Here is a 25,042-nt window from a genome sequence, read left to right as displayed (position 1 = left end):
GTCAGGCTCCGGCATAGGAACGGGCGAGGATCTCGATCGGATGCGCTTGGACCGGCTGGGCGGCGCCGGCCGGCAGTTCGGCGACCAAAAGCTGGCCGAGATGCTTGCAGGCCAAAGGGCAGTCCGAGCATAGGGTCTCGGTCTTCTTCTGCGCCACCTGGCGGGCGGCCGGCTTGCCGACCTTGACCGCCATCGGGCGGGTCTCCTGCATCACCCCGAAGGTGCCGCCGTGGCCGGAGCAGCGCTCGACCAGTTCGACGCGGGTGTCGGGGATCAGCTTCAGCATCTCGGCCGACTTGGCGCCCATGTTCTGGGCCCGGGCGTGGCAGGCGTGATGCACGGTCACCCCGCCCTCGATCGGCTTGAGGCCAGGAGCCAGGCCCACCGACTTTGAGAGCTCGACCACGTACTGGCTGATGTCGCGGGTGGCGGCCGCCAGCTTCTTCACCGGCTCGCTCTCCGGCAGCAGCAGCGGCCATTCGAACTTCATCATCAGGCCGCAGCTGGCGGTCAGGGCCACAACCTCGTAGCCCTGGTCGATCAGGGGACCAAAGACGGCGGCGACCCGTTCGGCCCGACCGGCCACGTCCTTCAGGTCGCCGGCCTCCAGCTGGGGCATGCCGCAGCATTCGGGATAGACCGCCCTGACCTCGACGCCCTGGCGCGCCAGCACCTCGGCGGCGGCGGTCGCAGTGTCGGGAGCGTTGTAGTCGACGAAGCAGGTCGCATAGAGCGCCACCTTGCGCCCGGCAGCGGGGCCGGCGGGATCGGCCTTCGGCGGGGTCTTCAGCCGGTCGGTCGCAGTCTTGGAATGGTACTTGGGCAGCTCGGCTTCAGCGTCGATATGCGCCACCGCCTGCATCAGGCCGCGGACCGGCTTGTTCTTGACGTCCGTCGCCCAGTTGGCGAGGCCCGCCACCGGCTTGGCCAGCTTGCCGTTGCGATCGGTCTCGCCCAGCTGCTCGCGCACGAAGTCGCCGCCCTTGGCGCGCCGCTGCGCCGCCCGGTGGCGAAGGATCAGGTGCGGGAAGTCCACGTCGAAGCTGTGCGGCGGGACATAGGGGCACTTGGTCATGAAGCACATGTCGCAGAGCGTGCAGGCGTCGGCGACCTTGCCGTATTCGCTCTTGGCCACCCCATCGAGCTCGCCGGTCGGACTCTCGTCGACCATGTCGAACAGCTTGGGGAAGCTGTCGCACAGATTGAAGCAGCGCCGGCAGCCGTGACAGATGTCGAACACCCGCTCCATCTCGTGCTCGATGGCGGCGAGGTCATAGAAGCTCTCGTCGCGCCAGTTCAGCGGATGGCGGAACGGGGCGTCCAGGCTGCCTTCGCGGGCGGCGGGCGGAGTTTCGGGCATTTGAACCTCGAGCCCCTCCCCCTTGCGGGGAGGGGTTGGGGTGGGGGTGTCAGTTCAGGAGTCTGGGTTCGGACCGGCAGGTTCGGCGCCTCACCCCCGCCCCCTGCCCCCTCCCCGCAAGGGGGAGGGGGTTTCGGCGATCAAAGCGCGTCCAGCGCCCGCTGGAAGCGGCCGGCGTGGGACTTTTCGGCCTTGGCCAGGGTCTCGAACCAGTCGGCGATCTCGTCGAAGCCTTCCTCGCGGGCGGTGCGGGCCATGCCGGGGTACATGTCGGTATATTCGTGGGTCTCGCCGGCGATGGCGGCCTTGAGGTTGGCGTCGGTGGCGCCGATCGGCAGGCCGGTGGCGGGGTCGCCGACGGCTTCCATGAATTCCAGGTGGCCGTGGGCGTGGCCGGTCTCGCCTTCCGCGGTCGAGCGGAACACGGCGGCGACGTCGTTGTAGCCTTCGATGTCGGCCTTTTGCGCGAAGTAGAGGTAGCGGCGGTTGGCCTGGCTTTCGCCGGCGAAGGCGGCCTTCAGATTATCGAGGGTCTTGCTGGTGGCGAGGCTCATGGTCGTCTCCCAAATGATGCGGCCGCCGGACAGGCGAAAGCCGCCGTCGGAACTGGCGGAATCGGTTTTAGGCCCGCCGCCGAACAGCGGTCCAATTGATAGAATTTTGCCTTTGGATAGAGGGTTTCTATGTGCTGCGAATGCGTCGCAGGCGCGAGCCGAGACTGCACGCCCGCTGAAAATACGGCGCTATTTTAGTGATCACAGATTAGAGGTTGAGGCGCTGCGCCCGGCGCACAGCCCATTCTGCGGGCTGCCAAGCTACTGAGGCGGGCCGCCGTCTTGACTCCGCCGCCCTTTCCGCCAACAAGTGATCACAGTTTGGGGACGGGAATGCTGCTGAACACCACCCTTCGCGACCTGGAGCGACGCGCCGCCGCGCTGTCCCTGCCGAATCAGGCGGTGATCGACGGCGCCTGCGTGGACGCCCTGTCGGGCGCCACCTTCGACAATCCCGGCCCCCGCGACGGCAAGCTTCTGAACCAGGTCGCGGCCTGCGACGGCGCCGACGTGGACCGCGCGGTCGCCGCCGCCCGCCGCGCCTTCGAGGACGAGCGTTGGCGCGGCCAGGGACCCAGGGCGAAGAAGGCGGTGCTGCACCGCCTGGCCGACCTGATGGCGGCCCACGCAGACGAACTGGCACTCTTGGAAAGCCTCGACACCGGCAAGCCGCTGCACGACGCGGCCAATGTCGACATCCCGTTGGCCATCGGCACCACCCGCTACTACGCCGAGGCCCTGGACAAGGTCTATGGCGAGGTCGGCCCCTCGCCCGCCGATCGCATCTCCATGGCCGTGCACGAGCCCCTGGGCGTGATCGGGGCCATCGTGCCGTGGAACTTCCCGCTGCACATGGCCATGTGGAAGGTCGCCCCGGCCCTGGCCATGGGCAATTCGGTGGTGCTGAAGCCGGCCGAACAGTCGCCGATGACCGCCATTCGCCTCGGCGAACTGGCCCTGGAGGCCGGCCTGCCGGCGGGCGTGCTGAACGTGGTCCCTGGCCTGGGCGCTGTCGCCGGCCAGGCGATCGGCCGGCACATGGATGTCGACATGGTCGCCTTCACCGGCTCGGGCCCGGTCGGGCGCCAGCTGATGGTCTATGCCGGCGAGAGCAACCTGAAACGGGTCAGCCTGGAGCTGGGCGGGAAGTCGCCCCAGATCGTGTTCGCCGACTGCCCCGACTTCGAAGCCGCCGCCCAGGCCGCCGCCTGGGGCGTGTTCTATAACCAGGGAGAGGTCTGCACCGCCGCCTCGCGCCTCCTGGTGCAGAAGGACGTCAAGGACGCCTTCGTGGCCCGCGTGGTCGAGATCGCCGCCGGCATAGCCGTGGGCGACCCCTTGGATCCCGAAACCCGCTTCGGGGCCATGATCAGCGAGCGTCAGATGGCCACCGCCCTGCGCTACATCGCGACCGCGGAGGCCGAGGGCGGCGAACTGAAGATCGGCGGCGGCCGCACCCGCCTCGAGACCGGCGGCTACTATGTCCAGCCGACCATCTTCGACGGGCTCAATCCCGGCTCGACCCTGGCGCGGGAAGAGGTGTTCGGCCCGGTCCTGGGCGTGCTCTCGTTCGACACGCCCGACCAGGCCATCGCGCTCGCCAACGACACGGTCTTTGGCCTGGCCGCGGGCCTGTGGACCTCGGACCTCAGCCTCGGGCACAAGGCGGCCAAGAAGCTCCGCGCAGGCCTGGTCTGGGTCAACGGCTGGGACGCCTGCGACATCACCATGCCCTTCGGCGGCTTCAAGCAGTCCGGATTTGGACGTGACCGCAGCCTGCACGCCCTGCACAAATACGCCGACCTCAAGGCCATCTCGATCACTCTCAGGTAAGCCATCTTGACCGCCCTTTCGCACCCCATCGCCGATCCCGCCGAATGCAAGGCCTTCCTGGACGCCAATCCGGATGTGCAGTTCTTCGAGGTGATCTTCACCGCCCTCTCCGGCGTGCCCCGCGGCAAGCGCCTGCGCCGGCACGAGATCATGGCGGTCTATGAATATGGCCGCTTCCTGCCGGGCTCGATCCTGGTCTGCGACGTCACCGGCCAGGACTGCGAGGACACGGGCCTGGTCTGGGCCGATGGCGACGCCGACCGCCTGGCCAAGCCGGCGCCCGGCACCCTGGTGCGCGCGCCCTGGCTGGGCGACGACACCGCCCAGGTCCTGACCTCGCTCTACGAGCTGGACGGCACGCCCAACGACATCGACCCGCGCCACGTGCTGCGCCGGGTGCTGCAGCGCTTCGCCGACGATGGCCTGACCCCTGTGGTGGCCTGCGAGATCGAATATTACCTAGTCGATCCCATGCGCACCGAGGCCGGCGGCATCGAGCTGGCGGCCTCGCCGGTCACCGGCGAGCGCCCGTCGCTGCACGGGGTCTATGGCCTGCGCGAGATCGAGGATTTCGCCAACTTTTTCCGTGACCTGTGGACCTGCGCCGACATCCAGGGCGTGCCGCTGGAGGGGGCCATCTCGGAATACGCCCCCGGCCAGGTCGAGCTGACCCTGAAGCACGGCCCCGACGCCCTCAGAGCCGCCGACGAGGCCCTGATGTACAAGCGCATCGCCAAGGGTGTGGCGGTGCGCAACGGCTGCGAGGCCACCTTCATGGCCAAGCCCTTCGCCGAACGCGCCGGCAGCGGCCTGCACCTGCACGTCAGCGTCAACGACGCCAAGGGCAACAACATCTTCGCCAGCGAGAAGCCCGAGGGCGAGCCGCCCCTGCGCCACGCCGTCGGCGGGATGAAGGCGACGCTCGGCGAGGCCATGGCGATCTTCGCCCCCAACGCCAACTCGTTCCGCCGCTTCCGCGCCAACTCCTATGCGCCGGTGGCGCCGACCTGGGGGGTGAACAACCGCACCGTCTCGCTGCGGGTGCCGGCGGGTCCGCCCAAGGGCCGGCATATCGAGCACCGGGTCGCGGGCGCCGACGCCAACCCCTATCTGGCGCTGGCGGCCCTTCTGGCCGGCGTGCACCACGGCCTGAAGAACCAGATCGACCCCGGCCCGCCGGTGGTCGGCGACGGCTACGAGGCGGCGGCCAAGATGGACCTGCGCCTGCCGGCCAACTGGTTCGCCGCGGTCGAGGCCTTCGACCGCTCGGCCGTGCTGCGCGACTACCTCGGCGACCGGTTCGTGGAGATGTTCTGCAAGGTCAAGCGCACCGAGCAGGACCGCTTCTTCGCCGAGGTGCCGGCGCTGGACTACGACTGGTACTTGAAGAACGTCTGAGGGGGCGCTGATGGCCAGACGCTTCTCATCTACGCGCCGCTCGCTGCTGGCGGGCCTGGGCGCAGCCGCGGCCGGGATCAGCTTCGGCGCCATGGAAGGCTGCGCCGACACCTATCCGATCGGCAAGAACGGCGAGGAGCAACGGCTCAACCTCTACAACTGGGACACCTATACCCCAAAGACGACCCTGTCGGACTTCAAGCGGGCCACGGGGATCGACGTGCATATGAGCCTGTTCGCCACCAACGACGAACTGTTCTCAAAGCTGCGCGCCGGCAATCCGGGCTTCGACGTGATCGTGCCGTCGGACCAGTTCGTTACGCGGCTGAAGATCTCGGACATGCTGATGCCGCTGGATCTGGACAAGATCCCCAACCACAAGAACCTTCTGCCGCAATTCCAGAATCCCGCCTTCGATCCCGGCCGCCGGTGGTCGATGCCCTATACCTGGCTGGTGCTGGGCGTCGGCTACCGAAAGTCCAAGATGACCGGCGGCGTGCCCGACAGCTGGAAGTGGTTGATGGACAGCGACCAGTACAAGGGCCGGATCGGCCTGTTCTCGGAAGCCGACGACCTGATGGGCCTGGGCGCCAAATATCTGGGCCACTCGATCCACAACATTTCGCCCGAGGTGCTCGACCAGATCGCGCGCATGTACATCAAGCAGAAGCCGAACATCAAAATCTTCCACAACGATGAGGGCCAGGACCTCTTGCTCTCGGGCGAGATCGACATCGTCATGGAGTACAACGGCGACATCGCCCAGGTGATGCAGGAAGACCCGGACCTGGACTTCGTGGTGCCGAAGGAAGGCTCGATCCTGAACTCGGACTGCCTGTGCATTCCCAAAGGCGCGCCGCGCCCCGACAACGCCCACCAGTTCATCAACTTCATCCTCGACGCCAAGAACGGCGCCGCGATCTACAACACCATCAAGTATCCCACGCCGAACGCCGCGGCCCTGGCCCTGATGCCGGCAAGCTATCGCGAGAACAAAGCGATCTACCCGCCGCCCGAAGTGATGGCGCACTGCGAATACACCGAATTCGAGGGCCTGCAGCGCTCACGCCTGTTCGACGAGACTTTGACGCGGATCTTTGCGGCATGAGGGCGCGCTGCATCCCGCCACTGGCGCAGGCCCCCTCTTCTCTCGGAGAAGGGAGCGCCGCCCATGGATGAGCACTGGAAACGCGCCAAGGGCGTGTTCGCCGCGGTGGGCGGGCCGCCGACCTTCTGGCTGCTGGCCTTCTTCCTGATCCCGCTGGCGATCATCTGGACCTACAGCTTCGGCGAGAACACCGACCTGGTGCACATCGCCATCAACGGGACCTTCTCCAACTACGGCCACGCGCTGAACCCGCTCTATCTGGGCATCATCGTCAAGTCGTTCTGGTTCGCGGCCCTCACCACCCTTCTGTGCCTGGTGATCGGCTTTCCGGTGGCGATCGCCATCACCTTCGCCTCTGAGAAGACCAAGGCCTGGCTGCTGCTTCTGATCATGCTGCCGTTCTGGACCAACCTTCTGATCCGCACCTATGCGCTGATGGCGGTCCTGCGGACTGAGGGTTACATCAACTTCACCCTGGCCTTCTTCTGGAACCACCTCAGCCAGTTGACCGCGCTGGCCGGCCATCCGCTGGCGCCGTTCCACCCGCTGGAGCTGCTGCACAACAATTTCGCCGTGGTGTTCGGCCTCGTCTATGTGCAGCTGCCCTTCATGGTGCTGCCGCTCTATGCGGCGCTGGACCGGCTGGACCGCTCGCTCTTGGAAGCCAGCCTCGACCTCGGCGCCGGCCAGTTCACCACCTTCCGCCGCGTGGTCATCCCGTTGGCGACGCCAGGGATCATCTCCGGGATCATCGTCACCCTGATCCCCTCGATCGGCGCCTACCTGACCCCGGACCTGCTGGGCGGCCCGGAGAGCATGATGATCGCCAACGTCATCGAGCGGCAGTTCAAGACCGCCAACAACTGGCCGTTCGGCTCGGCCCTCTCGTTCATGCTGATGTACATGACCTTCGTCGCCATCGCCGTGCAGGCGATCGTCTCGCGCGGCCGCAAAAAGGCGGAGGCCGCGTGATGCGCGACAAGTCTCCCCCCGGCCCCCTCGAATACCTGCGCCGACCCGCCATTCGCGCCTGGCTGATCGGGACCTGCATCTTCCTCTACACGCCGCTGATCACCCTGATGGCGTTCAGCTTCAACAACTCCAAGCGCAACGTCGTCTGGCGCGGCTTCACCCTCGACTACTACGTCCAGGTGCTGCACGACACCGACCTGATGGTGGCCTTCGGCAACAGCCTGACCATCGCCGCCGTCTCGACCCTGATGAGCGTGATCCTGGGGGCGATGACGGCGATCCTGCTCTGGCGGTTCCGCTTCCCGGCCAAGCCGGCGCTGGAAGGCGCCCTGGCCCTGCCGATCGTGGTGCCGGAGATCTGCATGGGCGTGGCCATGCTGGTGTTCTTCACCCAGGTCATGCCCTGGCCGACCGAGATGCCCTGGCCCCTCAACCTCGGGGCCATCATCATCTCGCACATCTCCTTCTCGTTCAGCTTTGTCGCCATCGTCATCCGCGCCCGTCTGGCCTCGTTCAACCGAGAACTGGAAGAGGCGGCCAAGGACCTGGGCGCCAGCGAGTGGCGCATCTTCAACGACATCCTGATCCCGCACATCCGGCCGGGCCTAGTGGCGGGAGGCCTGCTGGCCTTCACCCTCAGCCTGGACGACTTCGTGATCACCTTCTTCACGTCCGGGCCGGACACCACGACCTTCCCGGTCAAAGTCTATTCCATGGCCCGTTTCTCACCGACGCCCGAGATCAACGCGGTCTCGACCGTTCTCATCATCATCACCGTCGCCCTCACCGCCATCGCCCTGCGCCTGCAGGGGACCGAGATGGCCAGCGACGTCGCCGGCGGCTGAAACGGACACGAATGAGCGAGAAAAAGACCATCATCCGCTTCGAGAACGTCACCAAACGCTTCGGCAAGATGGTGGCGGTGGACAATGTCTCCCTGTCGATCGACGAGGGCGAGTTCTTCGCCCTGCTGGGCCCCTCCGGCTGCGGCAAGACCACTCTCTTACGCATGCTCGCCGGCTTCGAGACCCCGACCGAGGGGCGAATCCTGATCGACGGCCAGGACATCAGCAAGATCCCGCCCAACAAGCGGCCGGTGAACATGGTGTTCCAGTCCTACGCCGTGTTCCCGCACATGACCGTGGCCGACAACGTCGGCTATGGCCTCAAGGTCGACGGGGTGGGCGCCGCCGAGCGCGCCCAGCGGGTGGAAGAGGCCCTGGCCCTGGTCAAGCTGGACGGCTTCGGCGCGCGCAAGCCCGACCAGATGTCCGGCGGCCAGCGCCAGCGCGTGGCCCTGGCCCGCGCCCTGGTCAAGCGGCCGCGGGTGCTGCTGCTCGACGAGCCGCTCTCGGCCCTCGACGCCAAGCTGCGCGAGGCCATGCGCACCGAACTGGCCATCCTGCAGGAAAAGGTCGGCATCACCTTCCTGATCGTCACCCACGACCAGGACGAAGCCCTGGCCATGGCCACGCGCTGCGCGGTGATGAACCGGGGCCTCCTGCAACAGGTGGCGACGCCGTCCGACCTCTACGAATATCCGAACTCGCGCTTCGTCGCCGACTTCATCGGCTCGGTGAACCTGTTCGAGGGCAAGCTCAGCGTCGACGAGCCGGACCATGCGGTGATCGACAGCCCCGAGCTGCCGGCCCCGATCTTCCTGGACCACGGCGTCACCGGAGCGCACCAGACCAACCTCTGGGTCGCCCTCAGGCCCGAGAAGATCGAGCTGCACAAACGCGTCAACGGGGCCGAAGCCCCGCTCCTGGAAGACGCTCGCCCCGGGACCAACGTCGCCGCCGGTATCATCCGCCAGATCTCCTATCTGGGCTCGGAGTCGGTCTACGAAGTCGAGCTGGACAATGGCCGGCGGGTGAAGGCCCTCAGAACCAACCTCACCCGTCAGGACCAGGAGGACTTCACCTGGGACGAGCCGGTATGGCTCGCCTGGCACGCCTGCTCGCCCGCGGTGCTGTTGTCATGACCGCCGCCCGCCCCGTCCTTGGCATTGCCTGCTGCACGCGCATCGTCGAGCCCGAGCCGGCCCAGGCGGTCATGAACCGCTATGTGCGGGCGGCGATGAAGTTCGCCGATTGCGCGGCCCTGCTGGTTCCCGCCATGCCCGACCTGATGAGCGCGCAGGAGGTGGCCCCGCGGCTAGATGGCCTGCTCTTGACCGGCAGCCCCTCGAACCTTCAACCGCACCGCTATGGCGAGGCGATCGACGACGCACCCGGCCCCTTCGACCCTGGGCGGGACGAAATAACCCTCAGCCTGGCCAAGGCGATGATGGACCTCGGCAAGCCCGTGTTCGGGGTTTGCCGCGGCCTGCAGGAGCTCAATGTGGCCTTTGGCGGCGCGCTGCGCCGGGACACCAGCGAGAATCCCGACCTGATCGCTCATCATGCCCCGCTGGACGTCAGCTTTGACGCGATGTTCGACCACTTCCATCCGGTGGCTCTGACCCCGGGCGGCGTCCTGGCGCGAAGCCTGGGCCGCACCGAGCTGACAGTCAATTCCGTCCACTTCCAGGGGATCGGCCGGCTGGGCTCGGGCCTGAAAGTTGAGGCCGTCGCTCCGGACGGCGTGGTCGAGGCGATCTCGACCGAGATCAACGGGGCTCCGGTCGTCGCCGTGCAGTGGCATCCCGAATGGCAGGTCGAGGCCAATCCCGACAGCCAAGGCTTTTTCCGCCTGCTCGGCCGCGCCCTGCGCGGCGAGCTGGCCGCTTCCGATCTGAGGACTGCGTCATGACCCTGAAGAACTACGACATCGCCGAGCTGCGCCGCCTGGACGTGGCCCACCACCTGCCCTGCCACCAGGACCACAAGCTGATGCAGGATCTGGGCGGCGCCCGGATCATCACCCGGGCGCAGGGCTCGACCATTTTCGACGGCGAGGGAACGCCGCTCCTGGACGGCATGGCGGGCCTCTGGTGCGTTCAGGTCGGCTATGGCCGCGAGGAGCTGGCCAAGGTCGCCTACGACCAGATGCTGGAGCTGGCCTACTACAACACCTTCTTCAAGACCGCCTCGCCGCCGACCGTGCTCTTGGCGACCAAGATCTCCCAGCTGATGGGCGGCAATCTGAGCCACGTGTTCTTCAACAATTCCGGCTCGGAGGCGGTCGACACCATCATCCGCCTCGCCCGCTACTACTGGCAGCTCAAGGGCCAGCCCGAGCGCAACGTGCTGATCGCGCGGAACAACGCCTATCACGGCTCGACCATCGCCGGCGCCAGCCTCGGCGGCATGAGCCACATGCACGCCCAGGGCGGGCCGTTCGTGCCGGGCATCGAGCATGTGATGCAGCCCTACCAGTTCAACGAGGGCTTCGGCGAAGACCCCGAGGCCTTCTGCCAGCGCGCCGTCGACGCCATCGAGAGCAAGATCCTCGAAGTCGGGCCGGAGAAGGTCGCCGCGGTGATCGGCGAGCCGATCCAGGGCGCCGGCGGCGTCATCATCCCGCCCGAGGGCTACTGGCCCAAGGTCGAGGCCCTGTGCCGCAAGTACGGCTGCCTGCTGGCCGTCGACGAGGTGATCTGCGGCTACGGGCGGCTGGGCCAATGGTTCGGCTTCCACCACTACGGGATCAAGCCGGACCTGGTCTCCATGGCCAAGGGCCTGTCCTCCGGCTACCTGCCGATCTCGGCCGTGGGCGTGGCGGACTTCATCGTCGAGGCCCTGCGCAGCGTCAGCGACGACTTCGTGCACGGCTTCACCTATTCCGGCCATCCGACCGCTGCGGCCGTGGCGCTGAAGAACATCGAGATCATCGAGCGCGAGGGCCTGGTCGAGCGCACCCGCACCGACACCGGCCCCTACCTGGCCAAGGGCCTGGCCGAACTGGCCAAGCATCCCCTGGTCGGCGAGGCCCGCTCGGTCGGCCTGATCGGGGCGGTGGAGATCGTCGCCGAGAAGGGCACCAACAAGCGCTTCGGCGGCAAGGAGGGCCCGGCCGGCCTGATCGTGCGCGACCTCTGCATCAAGCACGGCCTGATGGTCCGCGCCGTGCGCGACTCGATCGTGTTCAGCCCGCCGCTGGTGATCACCCACGCCGAGATCGACCAGCTGGTCGGCACCATCAGGAAGGCGCTGGACGAGGCCCTGCCGGCCCTGAAGGAGATCAAGGCGGCGGCTTGAGGCCAAGAAGCACCCTTCCCCCTCGCTGGGGGAAGGGCTTGCTTTCGGTGAACTGAAACATGCCCGACTTCGTCATCGCACCCGCCACTGACGCCGACCTGCCGGCCGTGGTCGAGCTGGTCAACTCCGCCTATCGCGGCGAGGGCGCTGAAGCCGGCTGGACCACCGAGGCCAGCTATATCGACGGGCAGCGGACCAGCCTCGCCCTGCTGGCCGAGGAGCTTGCGGCGACGCCTACGCCGAGCCTGCTCCTGCTGCGCCGGGAGGCCGGCGGCGACATCCTGGCCTGCGCCATGGTCGAGCCGCACATCGACGAGGGCTACGCCTATCTGGGCATGATCACGGTCAAGCCCGGCCTGCAGGCCGGCGGCGTCGGGCGGGCCATGCTGGAGGCGGCCGAGGCGCACGCCGCGGCGCTCGGGGCCAGGCGGACCGAGATGACCGTCGTGCACCTGCGCGACACCCTGATCGCCTGGTACGAACGGCGCGGCTATCGGCTGACTGGGGCGCGCAAGCCGTTCCCGTACGACGACGCCCGCTTCGGTACGCCAAGGGTGGCGGGCCTGGAGTTCGTGGTGCTGGACAAGGCGCTCTGAGCCCATGGCCCTCTATGACGGCGACACCTATGACCTGACGGAGGTCGACAGCCTGTGGCGGACGACCGCCCGGCCGGGGCGGGATTTCCCCCGCCTGGAGGGCGATATCCAAGCCGAGGTCGCCATCATCGGCGCCGGTTTCACCGGCCTTTCCGCCGCCCTGCACCTGGCCCGCGAGCATGGGATCGGGGCCGTGGCGCTGGAGGCCGGGCCGATCGGCTGGGGCGCCTCGGGCCGCAACGGCGGCTTCTGCGTGCCGGGCGGCGACAAGCTGGGGCTGGCCGCCATGGCCAAGCGCTGGGGCGCGGACGAGGCGAGGCGCTATCACGCCTTGACCCTGGCCGCGGTCGAGCGGGTCGCCGGCGTCCTGCGCGACGAGGCGATCGAGGCGGAGCCGCAGCCCGGGGGCGAGCTGACCATGGCCCACAGCCCCAGGGCCTTCGCCGAGCAGAAGGTCGAGCGCGAGGAGATCCTGGCGCTGACCGGCCACGAGCGCGAACTCCTCAGCGCTGAGGCCCTGGTCGAGCGCGGCCTTTCCGCCGGCTTCGTCGGCGGCCTGCGCGAGCCGGTGGGCTTCGGCCTGCATCCCCTGAACTATGTGCGCGGCCTCGCCGCCTCGGCCGCCCGCCACGGCGCCAGGCTGTTCGAGCACAGCGCCGTCACTAGCTGGCGGCGCGAGGGCCAGGCCCACCGGCTGGAGACGGCGACGGGCTCGGTCGTGGCCAGGAAGGTGATCGTCGCCACCGGCGGCTATCCGCCCGAGCAGATCAATCCCCAGATCGGCGGACGGGTGCTGCCGGTCCTGTCGAACATCATCGCAACGCGCCCCCTGACGGCTCAGGAGCAGGCCGCCCAGGGCTGGACCTCGACCCAGGCGGTCGACGACAGCCGCGCCCTCTTGCACTATTTCCGCCTGTTGCCCGACGGCCGCTTCCTGTTCGGCGGGCGCGGCGGCCTGGGCGGAAGCGACGCCTCGGCGCGATCCTTCCGCGCGCGGCTGACGGCGGAGTTCCACACCATGTTCCCGGCCTGGCGCCACGTCGAGATCACTCATTTCTGGCGCGGCCTAGTCGATCTTTCGGCGGACCTCGCGCCCCATTGCGGCGCGCTGGAGGAGGACCAGACCATCCTGATGGGCTGCGCCTATCACGGCTCGGGTGTCTCCATGGGCAGCGAGACCGGCACCCAGCTGGCTCGGCTCGCGGCGGGGCTGGACACGCCCGCCCTGCCCGGCTTCATGCGCCGGCCGCCGCCGCGGTTTCCCCTGCCGGGCCTGCGCAAGCTCTACCTCGCCGGCGCCCTGGCCGGCTTCGAACTGAAGGACCGGTTCGGCTGATGACGCGTTCGGTTCCTATATCAAAGACCCAATCCCCCATCATCGGAGCGCCCGCATGACCACGACCGCGACCCTGGAGCGCCCGGCGGCCAACCCCCTGGGCATCAGCCGCCTGGACCTGATCAGGACCGGCGCCTTCATCGACGGCCGCTGGATCGACGACCCATCCGGCCAGCGCTTCGACGTGGTCAATCCGGCTGACGGCGCCCTGATCACCGCCTGCGTCGATGGCGGGCCGGAGCTGGCGGCCCAGGCGGTGGACGCGGCCCACGCCGCCTTCGCCTCCTGGCGCGAGACCACCGCCAAACAGCGCTCGACGCTGCTGCGCGCCTGGTTCGACCTGATCAACAAAAACGCCGACGACCTGGCCCGGCTGATGGCCTGGGAGATGGGCAAGCCGGTGGCCGAGGCCAGGGGCGAGATCGCCTATGGCGCCGGCTACATCGAGTGGTTCGCCGAGGCCATCAAGCACGAGAACGGCGACGTGATCCCCGAGCCGATCGCCGGCCGCAAGATGCTGGCGGTGCGCGAGCCGGTGGGCGTGGCGGCGGTGATCACCCCCTGGAACTTCCCCATGGCCATGATCGCCAGGAAGTTCGGCCCGGCCCTGGCCGCGGGCTGCACGGTCGTGGCCAAGCCGGCCGAGGACACCCCGCTGTCGGCCCTAGCCCTGGTGGCCCTGGCCGAGGAGGCCGGCATCCCGAAAGGCGTGATCAACATCATCCCCGCCAGCCGCGAGCGCACGCCGGCGATCTCCAGCGTCTGGCTGGCCGACAGCCGCGTGCGCAAGGTCTCCTTCACCGGCTCGACTCCGGTGGGCAAACTGCTGGCCAAGGGGTCGGCCGACACCCTCAAGCGCCTGTCGATGGAGCTGGGCGGCGACGCCCCCTTCATCGTGTTCGACGACGCCGACCTGGACATCGCCGTCGACGCCCTGATGAAGGCCAAGTTCAGGAACGCCGGCCAGGCCTGCATCGCCGCCAACCGGGTGCTGGTGCAGGACGGCATATATGACGCCCTGGCCGAGCGCATGGCCGCCGCCGTCGGCAAGCTGACCGTGGGCGCAGCCCAGGACGGCGCCTTCGACATCGGCCCGCTGATCAACGCGCGCGCCATCGAGAAGGTCGAGCGCCTGGTGGGCGAAGCCAAGGCCCAGGGCGCCAAGGTGCTGGTCGGCGGCGCGCGCCATGCGGCGGGACCGAGCTTCTTCCAGCCTACGGTCCTAGCCGACATGCCGGCGGACATGCGCGGCAGTTGCGAAGAGATCTTCGGCCCGGTCCTGCCGCTGGCGCGGTTTTCCACCGAGGACGAGGCGGTGGCCCTGGCCAACGACACCCCGTTCGGCCTGGCGTCCTACTTCTGCACCCGCGACCAGAAGCGCATCTGGCGCGTGGCCGGCCGGCTGCAGAGCGGCTTGGTGGGGGTCAACGAAGGCGCCATCTCCAGCGAATACGCTCCCTTCGGCGGGGTCAAGGAGAGCGGCTACGGCCGCGAGGGCTCGGCCCATGGCCTGGCCGACTACCAGTCGCTGAAATATGTGTGCCTGGGCGGGCTGGGGTGAGGCTTGGCGCTACAGCAGCTGGTCGGGCTCCAATCCCGCTGGGGATTGGACGGTTTCTCCTCGGGCCGGCCATGAGACCCCGTTCCGATCCAAGCTGAACAGCAATCGCGCGTCCTCCCGCACCTCAACCGCCAATGGAACGGGTGGCTGCCGCAATATCTGATGCGCCAGATGGCGGGCCTGATCGAAATCGTCGACGACATCGAGGACCAGATCCGGAACGATCGAATAGACTCGGTGAGCGTACAGGCTGAACACCCGCATAGTCGGCTCCTTCGCACATTGAGGCGGGAGCGGACTGGGGTCTCTCTCAGCCACCGGCGCCCGAAAGGCCGCTGCCGGTGATGCAACGCATTGTATGCTCATGGCCATGGAGAGTCCGCCCAAATCGGTAAATTGATACCGATCGAATCGAGCGGACGCCGAATATCCGATCGGAAAGGGGCGACGCCTAAGGTCTGAGGCTCCCCGCATAGGCGGCCAGGTCGATGATCTGGGTGTCGTTCAATCCGCCAGCCGTAGCGCGCATCGGCGCGGCTTCAGGGTTGCTGCGCGTCCCGGTGCGGAAGGCGAACAGCTGGCGGGCGATGTAGGTCGGCGAGCGGCCGGCCAGGGGCGGTCCCAGGCCGCCCTTGAGGCCCACGCCGTGGCAGGCGGAGCAAGGGGCCGCCAGGGCCGCGCCGCGGGCGATCGCGCCCTTGGGCACATAGGCGACGAAGCCGACATGGCTGTCGCGCAACTCGAACCGCTGCATCGAGTCCGGCCCTTCGAGGATGCGCTGGCCCAGCGGGACCCGCGTCCCCTTGCCGAAGCCATAGACGAAGTGTTCGGCGACGAAGGGCGGGATCCTGTCGGCCTCGACCACCCGGACATGGGCGGTGAACTTCAGGCGGCTGTAATAGTCGGCGGCCTGGGCCGCCGCCTTGGGATCGACGCCCTGGGCCGTGTCGGTCATCAGCTGGATCGGGCGGAAGGCGGAGCCCTTGGCGCGTGCGCCCGAAGCGAAGTCGGCGACCTGGCGGCGGATGTAGTCGGCCGGGAGGCCCGCCAGGGAGGCGTTCTCCGGCCGCCCGGCGCCGTCCGGCAGGTGGCAATAGCCGCAGGCGCCGGCTGGCCCCTGCCCCTCGGCCACCGCAGGCGGCATGGGTGGGTGCTCGGCGGGCCGCCAGTCGACTGCGTGGCCAAGGTCGCCCAGCTGGGCGTCGGTGAAGCCGGCCTTGGAGCCCGGCAGACGACGCAGCGCCTTGGCGTCGGCCTTGGCGGCCGCGCCCCGAACGCCAGCCGGGTACAGCCAGTCGCCCGATGCCGTCTCGGCCGCCGCAAACGCCGCCAGCGCCATCGCCGCGAGCCCTACGGCCGCCGGCCAGATCGGTTTCATGCGAGCATCCCCCAACCCCGCCCGAGCTTGGCCGCAGCCGGCGCACTACGCAAGTCGCCCCTTCCACGCCCGTCGAACGCATGAGATGAAACCGGTCAAGGGCTTTGAAGGGGGATTCCATGCCGGCTGGACTGACACCGGTCGCGATCGCAGTCGTATTGCTGGGCGGCTATCTCCTGGGTTCGATCCCGTTCGGCCTGATCGCCACCCGCCTGGGCGGCGCTGGCGACATCCGCAAGGTGGGCTCGGGCAATATCGGCGCGACCAACGTGCTGAGGACCGGCCGGCGCGACCTGGCCCTGATCACCCTTCTGGGCGACGGCGGCAAGGCGGCGGTGGCGGCGCTTCTGGCGCGGTTCTTCATCGACCGGATCGCTCCCGGCGCCGATCCCCTGGCGGCGGCGTCCATGGCCGGCGCGGCGGCGTTCCTGGGCCACTGCTTCCCGGTCTGGCTGGGCTTCAAGGGCGGCAAAGGGGTGGCGACCTTCTTCGGCACCCTGTTCGCCGTAGCCTGGCCGGTGGGCCTGTTGGCCGGCGCCACCTGGATCGCCGTGGCGGTGATCTTCCGCATCTCGTCCCTGGGCGCCCTTGCCGCGGCGGCCCTGGCCCCGCTGTTCGCCCTGGCCCTGCATTCCGGCTATCCGGTGGTGGTGATGGCGGTGTTCCTGGCGGTGCTGATCTATATCCGCCACCACGAGAACATCGCCCGCCTGCTCAAGGGCCAGGAGCCGAAGATCGGGGCCAAGAAGGCCGCCGAGGCCGCCCAGGCGGAATGAGCGCGTCCGAGGTCTCCGCCGCCGAGCGTCGCGACTGGCTGAGGCTGGCCCGCACCGAGACCGTGGGGCCGGTCACCTTCACGCAGCTGCTGCGCCGGTTCGGCTCGCCGGCCCGGGCGCTAGACGCCCTGCCGGAACTGGCGCGGCGCGGCGGGCGGATGACGCCGCCCCGCATCCCCTCGCCCGCCGAGGCCGAGCGCGAGATCGAGGCCGGCGAGCGGCTGGGCGCGCGGCTTTTGATCGGCGCCGAGCCCGCCTTCCCGCCCATGCTGGCGGCGCTGGACCCGCCGCCGCCGGTGATCTGGGTGATGGGCGATCCGGCCCTTCTGCAGCGCCGCGCCATCGCGGTCGTCGGCGCGCGGATCGCCTCGGCGGCCGGCCAGCGCTTCGCCCGCGACCTCGCCCGGGCGGCCGGGGCCGAGGGGTTGGTGGTGGTGTCGGGCATGGCCCGTGGGGTCGATGGCGCGGCCCACGAGGGGGCGCTGGAGACCGGAACCGTCGCCGTGCTGGGCGGCGGGATCGACGACATCTATCCCCCCGAGCACGCCGGCCTCTACCAGCGCCTGGCCGAGCGCGGCGCCATCGTCAGCGAGAGCGCGCCGGGCCAGCGGGCCCAGGCCAAGGACTTCCCCCGCCGCAACCGGCTGATCTCCGGCCTGTCCCTGGCGGTGGTGGTGGTCGAGGCCGAACTGAGGTCCGGCAGCCTGATCACCGCCCGCCTGGCCGCGGAGCAGGGCCGCGACGTCCTGGCCGTGCCCGGCTCGCCCCTGGACCCGCGCGCCAAGGGGACCAACGACCTGATCCGCCAGGGCGCGGCCCTGTGCGAGGGGATCGAGGACGTGCTGCGGGCCATCGAGCACGCGCCGCGTCTGCGCGAGCCTGGCCCTTCGCCCTACGACCCGGCCGGCTTCGAGGAGCCGGACGCGGCCCTTGTCGAGCGTATCGCCGCCCTGCTCTCGCCCACGCCGACCCCGCGCGACGAGCTGGTGCGCAGCACGGGCGCCCCTGCGCCGCGGGTCTATGCCGCCCTGATGGAGCTGGCCCTGGCCGGCCGGGCGGAGCTGTTGGCCGGGGGCCTGGTGGCCTCGGGCGACCTGTCCTGAGCCACTGCCGCAGCCTTCTTCGGTTGACAGGGCCGCCCCGCCTCCCCAATTTCCCCCGCCGCGCGAACCTTCGGCTGTTGCGGCGTAATTCTTTCCTCCCCTATAGATCGAACGCATGAACGTCGTCGTCGTCGAGAGTCCGGCCAAGGCCAAGACCATCAACAAGTACCTGGGCTCCGGCTACACGGTCCTGGCCAGCTATGGCCACGTCCGCGACCTGCCGTCCAAGGACGGGTCGGTGCAGCCCGACGACGACTTCGCCATGACCTGGGAGGTCGAGGCCAAGGCGGCCAAGCGGCTTTCCGACATCGCCGACGCGCTGAAGGGCGCCGACCGCCTGATCCTGGCCACCGACCCGGATCGCGAGGGCGAGGCGATCAGCTGGCACGTCTTGGAAGTCCTGAACCGCAAGAAGGCGGTCAAGGGCGCCACGGTCGAGCGGGTGGTGTTCAACGCCATCACCAAGTCGGCCGTCACCGAGGCGATGAAGCACCCGCGCGACATCGACATGGAGCTGGTCGACGCCTATCTGGCGCGCCGGGCCCTGGACTATCTGGTGGGCTTCACCCTGTCGCCGGTCCTGTGGCGCAAGCTGCCGGGCGCGCGCTCGGCGGGCCGGGTCCAGTCGGTGGCCCTGCGCCTGGTCGTCGATCGCGAGATCGAGATCGAGCGCTTCAAGACCCAGGAATACTGGACCGTCGACGCCGACGTGACCGCCGGGACCGACCCGTTCCTGGCCCGCCTGGTCAAGCACCAAGGCAAGAAGCTCTCCAAGTTCGACCTTTCGAACGAAGTGGACGCGACGGCCGCCAAGGCTGCGGTCGAGGCGGCCAGCTTCAAGGTCGCCTCGGTGGAGAAGAAGCCGGGCCGGCGCTCGCCGCCGCCGCCCTTCACCACCTCGACCCTGCAGCAGGAGGCCGCGCGCAAGCTGGGCTTCTCGGCCCAGCGCACCATGCAGGCGGCGCAGAGGCTGTATGAAGGCGTCGACATCGGCGGCGAGACCGTCGGCCTGATCACCTATATGCGGACCGACGGGGTGCAGTCCTCGCCCGAGGCCATCGACGAGGCCCGCCAGGTCATCGCCGGCCGCTGGGGCAAGGAATACGTCCCCGAGAGCGGGCGCATCTACAAGACCAAGGCCAAGAACGCCCAGGAGGCCCACGAGGCCATCCGCCCGACCAGCCTGTCGCGCAACCCGGGCTCGCTGCGGCTGGAGCCCGAGTTGGGCCGGCTCTACGAGCTGATCTGGAAGCGGATGATCGCTTCGCAGATGGAATCCGCCAGGATCGAGCGGACCACGGTCGAGCTGGAGAGCGCCGACGGCAAGACCGGCCTGCGCGCCACTGGCCAGGTGGTGCTGTTCGACGGCTACCTCGCCGTCTACGAGGAAGGCCGCGACGACGAGGCGGACGAGGACGGCGGGCGCCTGCCGGCGATCCGCGAAGGCGCCGACGCCAAGGTCCTGGCCGCCCGCGCCGACCAGCACTTCACCGAGCCGCCGCCGCGCTATTCGGAAGCCTCACTGGTCAAGAAGATGGAGGAGTTGGGCATCGGCCGCCCCTCCACCTACGCCTCGATCCTGACCGTGCTCAGAGACCGCGCCTATGTGCGGATGGACAAGAACCGGTTCATCCCCGAGGACAAGGGCCGGCTGGTCACCGCCTTCCTGGAGCAGTTCTTCCGCCGCTACGTGGAATACGACTTCACCGCGGCGCTGGAGGAGAAGCTGGACCTGGTCTCGGCCGGCGAGCTGGACTGGAAGGCGCTGCTGCGCGAGTTCTGGAAGGATTTCGCCGCCCAGGTGGGCGAGATCGGCGAGCTTCGCACCACCAACATCCTCGATGCGCTGAACGAATCCCTCGGCCCGCACATCTTCCCCGACAAGGGCGATGGGTCCGACCCGCGCGTGTGCCCGACCTGCGGCACCGGGCGGCTGTCCTTGAAGACCGGCAAGTTCGGCGCCTTCATCGGCTGCTCCAACTATCCGGAATGCCGCTATACACGCCCGATCGCCGCGCCGGATGGGGAAGAGGCCGCTGAAAGCGGCGACCGGGAACTCGGCCAGAACCCGGCCACCGGCCAGGCCGTGTGGCTGCGCATCGGCCGCTTTGGCCCCTACGTCGAAGAGACCGGCGGCGAGAAGCCCAAGCGCGCCAGCCTGCCCAAGGACTGGCCGCCAGCGGGCATGGACCTGGAAAAGGCCCTGCGCCTCCTGTCCCTGCCGCGCGAGGTGGGCGCCCACCCGGACGACGGCGGCATGATCCTGGCCGGCATCGGCCGCTATGGCCCCTACGTGCAGCACAACGGCACCTACGCCAACCTGCCGACCGCCGACGAGGTGTTCGAGGTCGGGCTGAACCGCGCGGTGACGGTGCTGGCGGAAAAGCGCGCCGGCGGCGGCCGCGGCGCACGCGGCGCCGGGGCTGCGGCGCTGAAGGAGCTGGGCGCCCACCCGGCCGACGGCGAGCCGGTGAAGATCCTGGCCGGTCGCTTCGGCCCCTACATCAAGCACGGCGGCACCAACGCCAACGTGCCCAGGGGCAAGGACCCGCAGGAACTGACCCTGGAAGAAGCCGTGGCCCTGCTGGCCGAACGCGAAGCCAAGGGCGGCGGCAAGAAGCCGGCCAAGGGCAAGGCTGCCAAGCCCAAGGCGGAAAAGCCGGGGGCGGCGAAGAAGGCTCCGGCGAAAAAGGCTGCCCCGAAAAAGGCCGCGGCCAAGAAGCCGACGGCGAAGAAGACCGCGGCGGAATAGGTTGGCGCGCGGACCGTAGCCTCAGCGCCGCAGGTCCACCGCGTTCAATCCGCCGCCCAGGCCAGGCCCTTGGGCCGAGGCAGGCTGCCGAAGGCTTCGTACATCCGGCTCATCGCCCCGCCGACATAGCTGGGCCGGGCGGTCATGCGGGCCAGCCAGGCGGCGGCCTGGGGCGAGCGCTCCAGCATCGCCGCGCCCTCGGGCGTGCGGCCGAAGAACAGCAGGTGCGGGAACAGGAAGCAGTCGGCCAGGGTCAGGCGATCGCCGACCAGATAGCCCAAGGCGCCGGCGGCCTCGCCGATCAGCCGCATCTGCAGCGCCAGGGGCTCGCGCGCCGAGGCGATGAAGGCCTGGTCGGGCTCGGCGCCCCAGGCGGGCCGCACCAGCCGCTCCTTCATGAAGCGGTTCATCACCGGGAAAACGTAGGCGTTGACGATGCTGATCCAGCGGATCACCTGCGCCTGGCCCGCTGCGTCGGCGGGCTGCAGCGGCGGGCCATCGAAGGCGCGGTCGACATAGTGGGCGATGGCGGCGGTCTCGTAGAGGAAGAGCTCGCCATGCTGCATCACCGGCATCTTGCCGAACGGATGCAGCCTCAGGTGCTCGGGCGAACCGACCTCGATGAGCGAGAGGTCATGGCTGACGCCCTTTTCGTCGGCGACCATCATCGCCGTCCAGAGGTAGGCGCTCTCGGCCAGGGAATGGAAGGCGATCTGCGCCATGGCGGCTCTCCACTGTCGGGGCGATGCTGCCGAACCGCCCAACGGATGCGTTGTCCTGGATCAAGTCGGCGCCGGTTGAGACTTGCAGGCTGGGTTCCTATTTCCGAACCGATCAACAAGCTTCAGGAGACGGCGTCGCAGCGTTTGGCGAAGGCGCCTATTGCGCCATGACCCATCGATCCGCCGCCCTGCCGCTCAGCCACTTCCTGCTGGCGCTGGCGGTGATGGCGGTGTGGGGGACCAATTTCGTGGTCATCCGCATCGCCCTGCAGCACCTGCCGCCGCTGACCCTGGCCGCGCTGCGCTTCATGCTGGTGACTGCCCCGGCGATCTTTTTCATCAAGCGGCCGAAGGTCCCCTGGTGGCATCTGATCGGCTATGGGCTTCTGATCGGCGCCGGGCAGTTCGGCCTGTTGTTCATCGCCATGAAGGGCCAGATCTCCCCGGGCCTGGCCTCGCTGGTGATGCAGGCCCAGGTGTTCTTCACCATCGGCCTCTCCATGGCCCTGACCGGCGAGAAGGTGCGGCCGCACCAGGGTCTGGCCCTGATCCTGGCCATCGGCGGGCTGGGCGTGATCCTCAGCCACGCCGGCGGCGGGGCGGCGACGCCCGTTGGCCTTGGCCTGTCGCTGCTGGCGGCGCTGAGTTGGGCCGGGGGGAACATCGTCTCGCGGGCCAGCGGGCGGGTGAACATGCTGGCCTATGTGGTCTGGTCGAGCCTGTTCGCCTTTCCGCCGCTGATCGCCCTGACCCTGGCCTTCGACGGCTGGCCGGCGATCCGCGAGGGCTTCGCCCATGCCGACGCGGCGACCTGGGCGGCCGTGGTCTGGCAGGCGGTGGGCAACAGCCTGTTCGGCTATGCCTGCTGGGGATGGCTGCTGGCGCGGCACCCGGCGGCGACGGTCACGCCCATGGCCCTCTTGGTCCCCGTATTCGGCATGGCGGCCTCGGCCGTGGTGCTGGGCGAGCCCCTGCCCGCCTGGAAGCTGGCCGCAGCCGGCCTGATCATGAGCGGCCTGGCGGTCAACATCTTCTGGCCCGGCCGCCGCGCGCCGGTGATCGCCGCCGCCGAGCCGGCATAGAGCCCATTTTCGCGCGCCTCGAACGCGCCTATTGAGAGCCTATGGCCAAGCCGCGCGCACCGCGCCCCACCTCGACCAGCCGCCCGCCCCAGGGGCTGCCCGACCGCGACACCCTGCTGCGCTTCCTGCGCGAGGCGGGCGAGGCGGACAAGAACGACCTGGCCAAGGCCTTCGGCCTGAAGGGCGAGGGCCGGCGCGCCCTGCGCCAGATGGTCAAGCAGCTGGAAGCCGAGGGGGTCTTGGGCAAGCGCGGCCGCAAGGGCTTCGCCGAGGCCGGCGCCCTGCCGCCGGTGGGGGTGGTCGACGTGGTCGAGCGCGACGCCGACGGCGACCTCTATGTCCGCCTGGCCAAGGGCGGCGAGGACGCGCCAGCGGTCAGGCTGGCGCCGGGCGCGCACGAGGCCATGGCCGGGGCGCCGGGCCTGGGCGACCGCCTGCTGGTCCGCTTCGAGCGGCTGGCGGACGGCCTCTTCGAAGCCAAGGTGATCAAGCGCCTGGGCCAGAGCGCGCACAAGGTGCTGGGCGTGGTGCGCAAATCCCGCCGCGAGATCCGCGTCGAGCCGGTGGACCGCAAGAGCCGCGAGACCCTGGTGCTGTTCGAGGCCGAGGCGGGCGAACTGAGGGACGGCGACCTGGTGCTGGCCCAAATCTCAGGCTTCTCGGCCGCGGCCCACACGCGCTATGGCCCCAAGCGCGGTAAGGTGCTGGAGGTGGTGGGGCGCGAGGACCAGCCCCGGGCCGCCTCGCTGATCGCCATCCACGCCCACGGCATCCCCACCGGCTTTTCCGCCGCCGCCGAGGCGGAGGCCGAGGCCGGCCAGGCGCCCGAGCTGGGCGGGCGCACGGATCTGCGCGACCTGCCGCTGATCACCATCGACCCCGCCGACGCCCGCGACCATGACGACGCGGTCTTCGCCCATGCCGACGATGCACCGGGCAATGCCGGCGGCCATGTGGTGTGGGTGGCGATCGCCGACGTGGCGTCCTACGTCCGCCCCGGCTCGCCCCTGGACCGCGAGGCGCGGGAGAAGGCCAATAGCGTCTATTTCCCCGACCGGGTCGAGCCCATGCTGCCCGAGCGGCTGTCAAACGGCCTGTGCAGCCTGCGCCAGGGCGAGAACCGCGCGTGCCTGGCCGTACGCATGGTGTTCGACAAGGACGGCCGCAAGCTGAGCCACAGGTTCGCGCGCGGCCTGATGCGCTCGGCGGCCAAACTGTCCTACGAGCAGGCTCAGGCTGCGATCGACGGGCGGCCCGACGACGCCACCGGCCCCTTGATGGACGGGGTCCTCACCCCGCTCTGGACCGCGTACCGCACGATGAAGCGGGGGCGCGACAAGCGCTCGCCCCTGGACATCGAAAGCACCGAGCGGCGCATAGTCATCAGCCCCGAGGGCGAGGTGGTCTCGATCACGCCCCGCGCCAGCCTGGAGGCGCACAAGCTGATCGAGGAGATGATGGTGCAGGCCAATGTCTGCGCCGCCGAGACCCTGGAGCAGAAGCGCACGCCGCTGATCTACCGTGTCCACGACGCGCCCAGCCTGGAGAAGCTGCAGAACCTGGGCGACTTTCTGGCCACCATCGGCATGGCCTGGAACAAGGGCGAGGCGGCGCGCACGACCCGCTTCAACAAGCTCTTGGAGCTGACCCGCGCGGGGCCGCACGCCGAAATCGTCAACGAGGTGGTGCTGCGCACCCAGATGCAGGCCCACTACAGCCCCGACAATATCGGCCACTTCGGCCTGAACCTGGACCGCTACGCCCATTTCACCTCGCCGATCCGGCGCTATGCCGACTTGGTGGTGCACCGCGGCCTGATCCGGGCGCTGGGCCTGGGGGAGGAAGGCCTTTCAGACTACGACATCGCCCGCCTGCGCGAGACCGCCGAGCACATCACCCTGGCCGAGCGCCGGGCCATGGCCGCCGAGCGCGACGCCACCGACCGCTACATCGCCGCCTATATGGAACGGCATGTGGGGGCCGAGTTCGAGGGCCGCATCACCGGGGTGACCCGCTTCGGCCTGTTCGTGCGCCTGGCCGAGACAGGGGCCGACGGCCTGGCGCCCGTCTCCACCCTGGGCGACGAATACTTCATCCACGACGACAAGGCCCATGCCCTGGTCGGGGAGCGCTCCGGACGTCGCTGGCGGCTGGGCGCGCCGGTGACCATACGCCTGACCGAAGCCGCCCCGATCACCGGCGGCCTGATCTTCGAAATGGTTTCGGAGCCGGAACCGCCGGACCCGAAGGCCCCGCGGCCGAGGCTGGGGGTGCGGGCGCGAGGGGCGAGGCGACCGCCGGGGCGGCGACGGTAGCGCCTTTGCGTGGTTCGAGACGCGGCCCTGGCGGGCCGCTCCTCACCATGACTG

The 25,042-nt window shown here is 69.2% G+C and carries 21 protein-coding genes; 16 read left to right on the top strand and 5 right to left on the bottom strand.

Features of this window, described 5'->3' with window-relative positions; all coding sequences use genetic code 11:
• Nucleotide 1 precedes the first annotated feature (1 nt).
• Both KCG34_RS24810 and KCG34_RS24805 read right to left on the bottom strand, forming a co-directional pair.
• On the bottom strand, nt 2-1,360 hold the full coding sequence (locus tag KCG34_RS24810; protein WP_211938261.1) for a (Fe-S)-binding protein: 1,359 nt from the start codon (nt 1,358-1,360) through the stop codon (nt 2-4).
• A gap of 140 nt (nt 1,361-1,500) precedes the next feature.
• Complete coding sequence (locus tag KCG34_RS24805; RefSeq protein ID WP_211938260.1) at nt 1,501-1,914, bottom strand: rubrerythrin family protein; 414 nt, start codon at nt 1,912-1,914, stop codon at nt 1,501-1,503.
• 333 nt (nt 1,915-2,247) lie between these two features.
• On the opposite strand from KCG34_RS24805, the gene KCG34_RS24800 reads away from it, so the two are divergent.
• From KCG34_RS24800 to KCG34_RS24750, 11 genes are all read left to right on the top strand, one after another.
• Nucleotides 2,248-3,747, top strand: a complete 1,500-nt coding sequence (locus KCG34_RS24800; RefSeq protein ID WP_211938259.1) for an aldehyde dehydrogenase — start codon at nt 2,248-2,250, stop codon at nt 3,745-3,747.
• 6 nt (nt 3,748-3,753) lie between these two features.
• Nucleotides 3,754-5,145, top strand: a complete 1,392-nt coding sequence (locus KCG34_RS24795) for a glutamine synthetase family protein (protein WP_211938258.1) — start codon at nt 3,754-3,756, stop codon at nt 5,143-5,145.
• A 10-nt stretch (nt 5,146-5,155) separates the two neighbouring features.
• The gene (locus KCG34_RS24790; RefSeq protein ID WP_211938257.1) at nt 5,156-6,253 is read left to right on the top strand and encodes a polyamine ABC transporter substrate-binding protein; all 1,098 of its coding nucleotides are present in this window, start codon (nt 5,156-5,158) and stop codon (nt 6,251-6,253) included.
• A gap of 63 nt (nt 6,254-6,316) precedes the next feature.
• Nucleotides 6,317-7,225, top strand: coding sequence for an ABC transporter permease (locus KCG34_RS24785; RefSeq protein ID WP_211938256.1), 909 nt, complete (start codon nt 6,317-6,319; stop codon nt 7,223-7,225).
• Nucleotides 7,225-8,070, top strand: coding sequence for an ABC transporter permease (locus KCG34_RS24780; protein WP_211938255.1), 846 nt, complete (start codon nt 7,225-7,227; stop codon nt 8,068-8,070). The genes KCG34_RS24785 and KCG34_RS24780 overlap by 1 nt, the downstream gene beginning before the upstream one ends.
• A gap of 11 nt (nt 8,071-8,081) precedes the next feature.
• Entirely contained in the window at nt 8,082-9,209 is a 1,128-nt protein-coding gene (locus tag KCG34_RS24775; RefSeq protein WP_211938254.1) for an ABC transporter ATP-binding protein, read from the top strand.
• Nucleotides 9,206-9,979 carry a gamma-glutamyl-gamma-aminobutyrate hydrolase family protein gene (locus tag KCG34_RS24770; RefSeq protein ID WP_211938253.1) on the top strand — a complete coding sequence of 258 codons (774 nt, stop codon included), beginning with the start codon at nt 9,206-9,208 and terminating at the stop codon, nt 9,977-9,979. Before KCG34_RS24775 ends, KCG34_RS24770 begins: the two co-directional genes overlap by 4 nt.
• Nucleotides 9,976-11,367, top strand: a complete 1,392-nt coding sequence (locus tag KCG34_RS24765; RefSeq protein ID WP_211938252.1) for an aspartate aminotransferase family protein — start codon at nt 9,976-9,978, stop codon at nt 11,365-11,367. The genes KCG34_RS24770 and KCG34_RS24765 overlap by 4 nt, the downstream gene beginning before the upstream one ends.
• Nucleotides 11,368-11,426: 59 nt before the next feature.
• The gene (locus KCG34_RS24760) at nt 11,427-11,963 is read left to right on the top strand and encodes a GNAT family N-acetyltransferase (protein ID WP_211938251.1); all 537 of its coding nucleotides are present in this window, start codon (nt 11,427-11,429) and stop codon (nt 11,961-11,963) included.
• A 4-nt stretch (nt 11,964-11,967) separates the two neighbouring features.
• Entirely contained in the window at nt 11,968-13,299 is a 1,332-nt protein-coding gene (locus KCG34_RS24755) for an NAD(P)/FAD-dependent oxidoreductase (RefSeq protein WP_211938250.1), read from the top strand.
• Between the two features lie 55 nt (nt 13,300-13,354).
• Entirely contained in the window at nt 13,355-14,860 is a 1,506-nt protein-coding gene (locus KCG34_RS24750; protein WP_211938249.1) for an NAD-dependent succinate-semialdehyde dehydrogenase, read from the top strand.
• A 9-nt stretch (nt 14,861-14,869) separates the two neighbouring features.
• On the opposite strand, the gene KCG34_RS24745 is transcribed toward KCG34_RS24750, so the two are convergent.
• A complete protein-coding gene (locus KCG34_RS24745; RefSeq protein ID WP_211938248.1) occupies nt 14,870-15,124 on the bottom strand; it encodes a hypothetical protein in 255 nt (84 codons plus the stop codon).
• 187 nt (nt 15,125-15,311) lie between these two features.
• Nucleotides 15,312-16,238, bottom strand: a complete 927-nt coding sequence (locus KCG34_RS24740; protein ID WP_211938247.1) for a c-type cytochrome — start codon at nt 16,236-16,238, stop codon at nt 15,312-15,314.
• A gap of 119 nt (nt 16,239-16,357) precedes the next feature.
• On the opposite strand from KCG34_RS24740, the gene plsY reads away from it, so the two are divergent.
• The 3 genes from plsY (at nt 16,358) to topA (ending at nt 20,869) form a co-directional block, all read left to right on the top strand.
• Complete coding sequence (gene plsY, locus KCG34_RS24735; RefSeq protein ID WP_211938246.1) at nt 16,358-17,014, top strand: glycerol-3-phosphate 1-O-acyltransferase PlsY; 657 nt, start codon at nt 16,358-16,360, stop codon at nt 17,012-17,014.
• Entirely contained in the window at nt 17,011-18,117 is a 1,107-nt protein-coding gene (gene dprA / locus KCG34_RS24730) for a DNA-processing protein DprA (RefSeq protein ID WP_211938245.1), read from the top strand. Before plsY ends, dprA begins: the two co-directional genes overlap by 4 nt.
• A gap of 115 nt (nt 18,118-18,232) precedes the next feature.
• Nucleotides 18,233-20,869: a type I DNA topoisomerase gene (gene topA / locus KCG34_RS24725; RefSeq protein WP_211938244.1), complete on the top strand. Its 2,637-nt coding sequence runs from the start codon at nt 18,233-18,235 to the stop codon at nt 20,867-20,869.
• A 44-nt stretch (nt 20,870-20,913) separates the two neighbouring features.
• Here topA and KCG34_RS24720 read toward each other — a convergent pair whose 3' ends face one another.
• Nucleotides 20,914-21,591 carry a glutathione S-transferase family protein gene (locus KCG34_RS24720; RefSeq protein ID WP_211938243.1) on the bottom strand — a complete coding sequence of 226 codons (678 nt, stop codon included), beginning with the start codon at nt 21,589-21,591 and terminating at the stop codon, nt 20,914-20,916.
• A gap of 167 nt (nt 21,592-21,758) precedes the next feature.
• On the opposite strand from KCG34_RS24720, the gene KCG34_RS24715 reads away from it, so the two are divergent.
• Together KCG34_RS24715 and rnr are read left to right on the top strand one after the other, a co-directional pair.
• The gene (locus KCG34_RS24715) at nt 21,759-22,673 is read left to right on the top strand and encodes an EamA family transporter (protein ID WP_211938242.1); all 915 of its coding nucleotides are present in this window, start codon (nt 21,759-21,761) and stop codon (nt 22,671-22,673) included.
• 41 nt (nt 22,674-22,714) lie between these two features.
• Nucleotides 22,715-24,988 (top strand): ribonuclease R, encoded by a 2,274-nt coding sequence (gene rnr / locus KCG34_RS24710; RefSeq protein ID WP_211938241.1) that lies wholly within the window; start codon nt 22,715-22,717, stop codon nt 24,986-24,988.
• Nucleotides 24,989-25,042: the final 54 nt, after the last annotated feature.

Source organism: Phenylobacterium montanum, from assembly GCF_018135625.1.
Lineage (GTDB): Bacteria > Pseudomonadota > Alphaproteobacteria > Caulobacterales > Caulobacteraceae > Poindextera > Poindextera montana.
The sequence above is the reverse complement of the archived record's forward strand: the minus strand, read 5'-3'. Positions and strand labels throughout refer to the sequence as shown.

Coding starts and splice junctions, on each gene's coding strand:
- KCG34_RS24810 (WP_211938261.1), bottom strand. CDS start 1,360: ATGCCCGAAACTCCGCCCGCCGCCCGCGAAGGCAGCCTGGACGCCCCG.
- KCG34_RS24805 (WP_211938260.1), bottom strand. CDS start 1,914: ATGAGCCTCGCCACCAGCAAGACCCTCGATAATCTGAAGGCCGCCTTC.
- KCG34_RS24800 (WP_211938259.1), top strand. CDS start 2,248: ATGCTGCTGAACACCACCCTTCGCGACCTGGAGCGACGCGCCGCCGCG.
- KCG34_RS24790 (WP_211938257.1), top strand. CDS start 5,156: ATGGCCAGACGCTTCTCATCTACGCGCCGCTCGCTGCTGGCGGGCCTG.
- KCG34_RS24785 (WP_211938256.1), top strand. CDS start 6,317: ATGGATGAGCACTGGAAACGCGCCAAGGGCGTGTTCGCCGCGGTGGGC.
- KCG34_RS24780 (WP_211938255.1), top strand. CDS start 7,225: ATGCGCGACAAGTCTCCCCCCGGCCCCCTCGAATACCTGCGCCGACCC.
- KCG34_RS24775 (WP_211938254.1), top strand. CDS start 8,082: ATGAGCGAGAAAAAGACCATCATCCGCTTCGAGAACGTCACCAAACGC.
- KCG34_RS24770 (WP_211938253.1), top strand. CDS start 9,206: ATGACCGCCGCCCGCCCCGTCCTTGGCATTGCCTGCTGCACGCGCATC.
- KCG34_RS24765 (WP_211938252.1), top strand. CDS start 9,976: ATGACCCTGAAGAACTACGACATCGCCGAGCTGCGCCGCCTGGACGTG.
- KCG34_RS24760 (WP_211938251.1), top strand. CDS start 11,427: ATGCCCGACTTCGTCATCGCACCCGCCACTGACGCCGACCTGCCGGCC.
- KCG34_RS24755 (WP_211938250.1), top strand. CDS start 11,968: ATGGCCCTCTATGACGGCGACACCTATGACCTGACGGAGGTCGACAGC.
- KCG34_RS24750 (WP_211938249.1), top strand. CDS start 13,355: ATGACCACGACCGCGACCCTGGAGCGCCCGGCGGCCAACCCCCTGGGC.
- KCG34_RS24745 (WP_211938248.1), bottom strand. CDS start 15,124: ATGCGGGTGTTCAGCCTGTACGCTCACCGAGTCTATTCGATCGTTCCG.
- KCG34_RS24740 (WP_211938247.1), bottom strand. CDS start 16,238: ATGAAACCGATCTGGCCGGCGGCCGTAGGGCTCGCGGCGATGGCGCTG.
- plsY (WP_211938246.1), top strand. CDS start 16,358: ATGCCGGCTGGACTGACACCGGTCGCGATCGCAGTCGTATTGCTGGGC.
- dprA (WP_211938245.1), top strand. CDS start 17,011: ATGAGCGCGTCCGAGGTCTCCGCCGCCGAGCGTCGCGACTGGCTGAGG.
- topA (WP_211938244.1), top strand. CDS start 18,233: ATGAACGTCGTCGTCGTCGAGAGTCCGGCCAAGGCCAAGACCATCAAC.
- KCG34_RS24720 (WP_211938243.1), bottom strand. CDS start 21,591: ATGGCGCAGATCGCCTTCCATTCCCTGGCCGAGAGCGCCTACCTCTGG.
- KCG34_RS24715 (WP_211938242.1), top strand. CDS start 21,759: ATGACCCATCGATCCGCCGCCCTGCCGCTCAGCCACTTCCTGCTGGCG.
- rnr (WP_211938241.1), top strand. CDS start 22,715: ATGGCCAAGCCGCGCGCACCGCGCCCCACCTCGACCAGCCGCCCGCCC.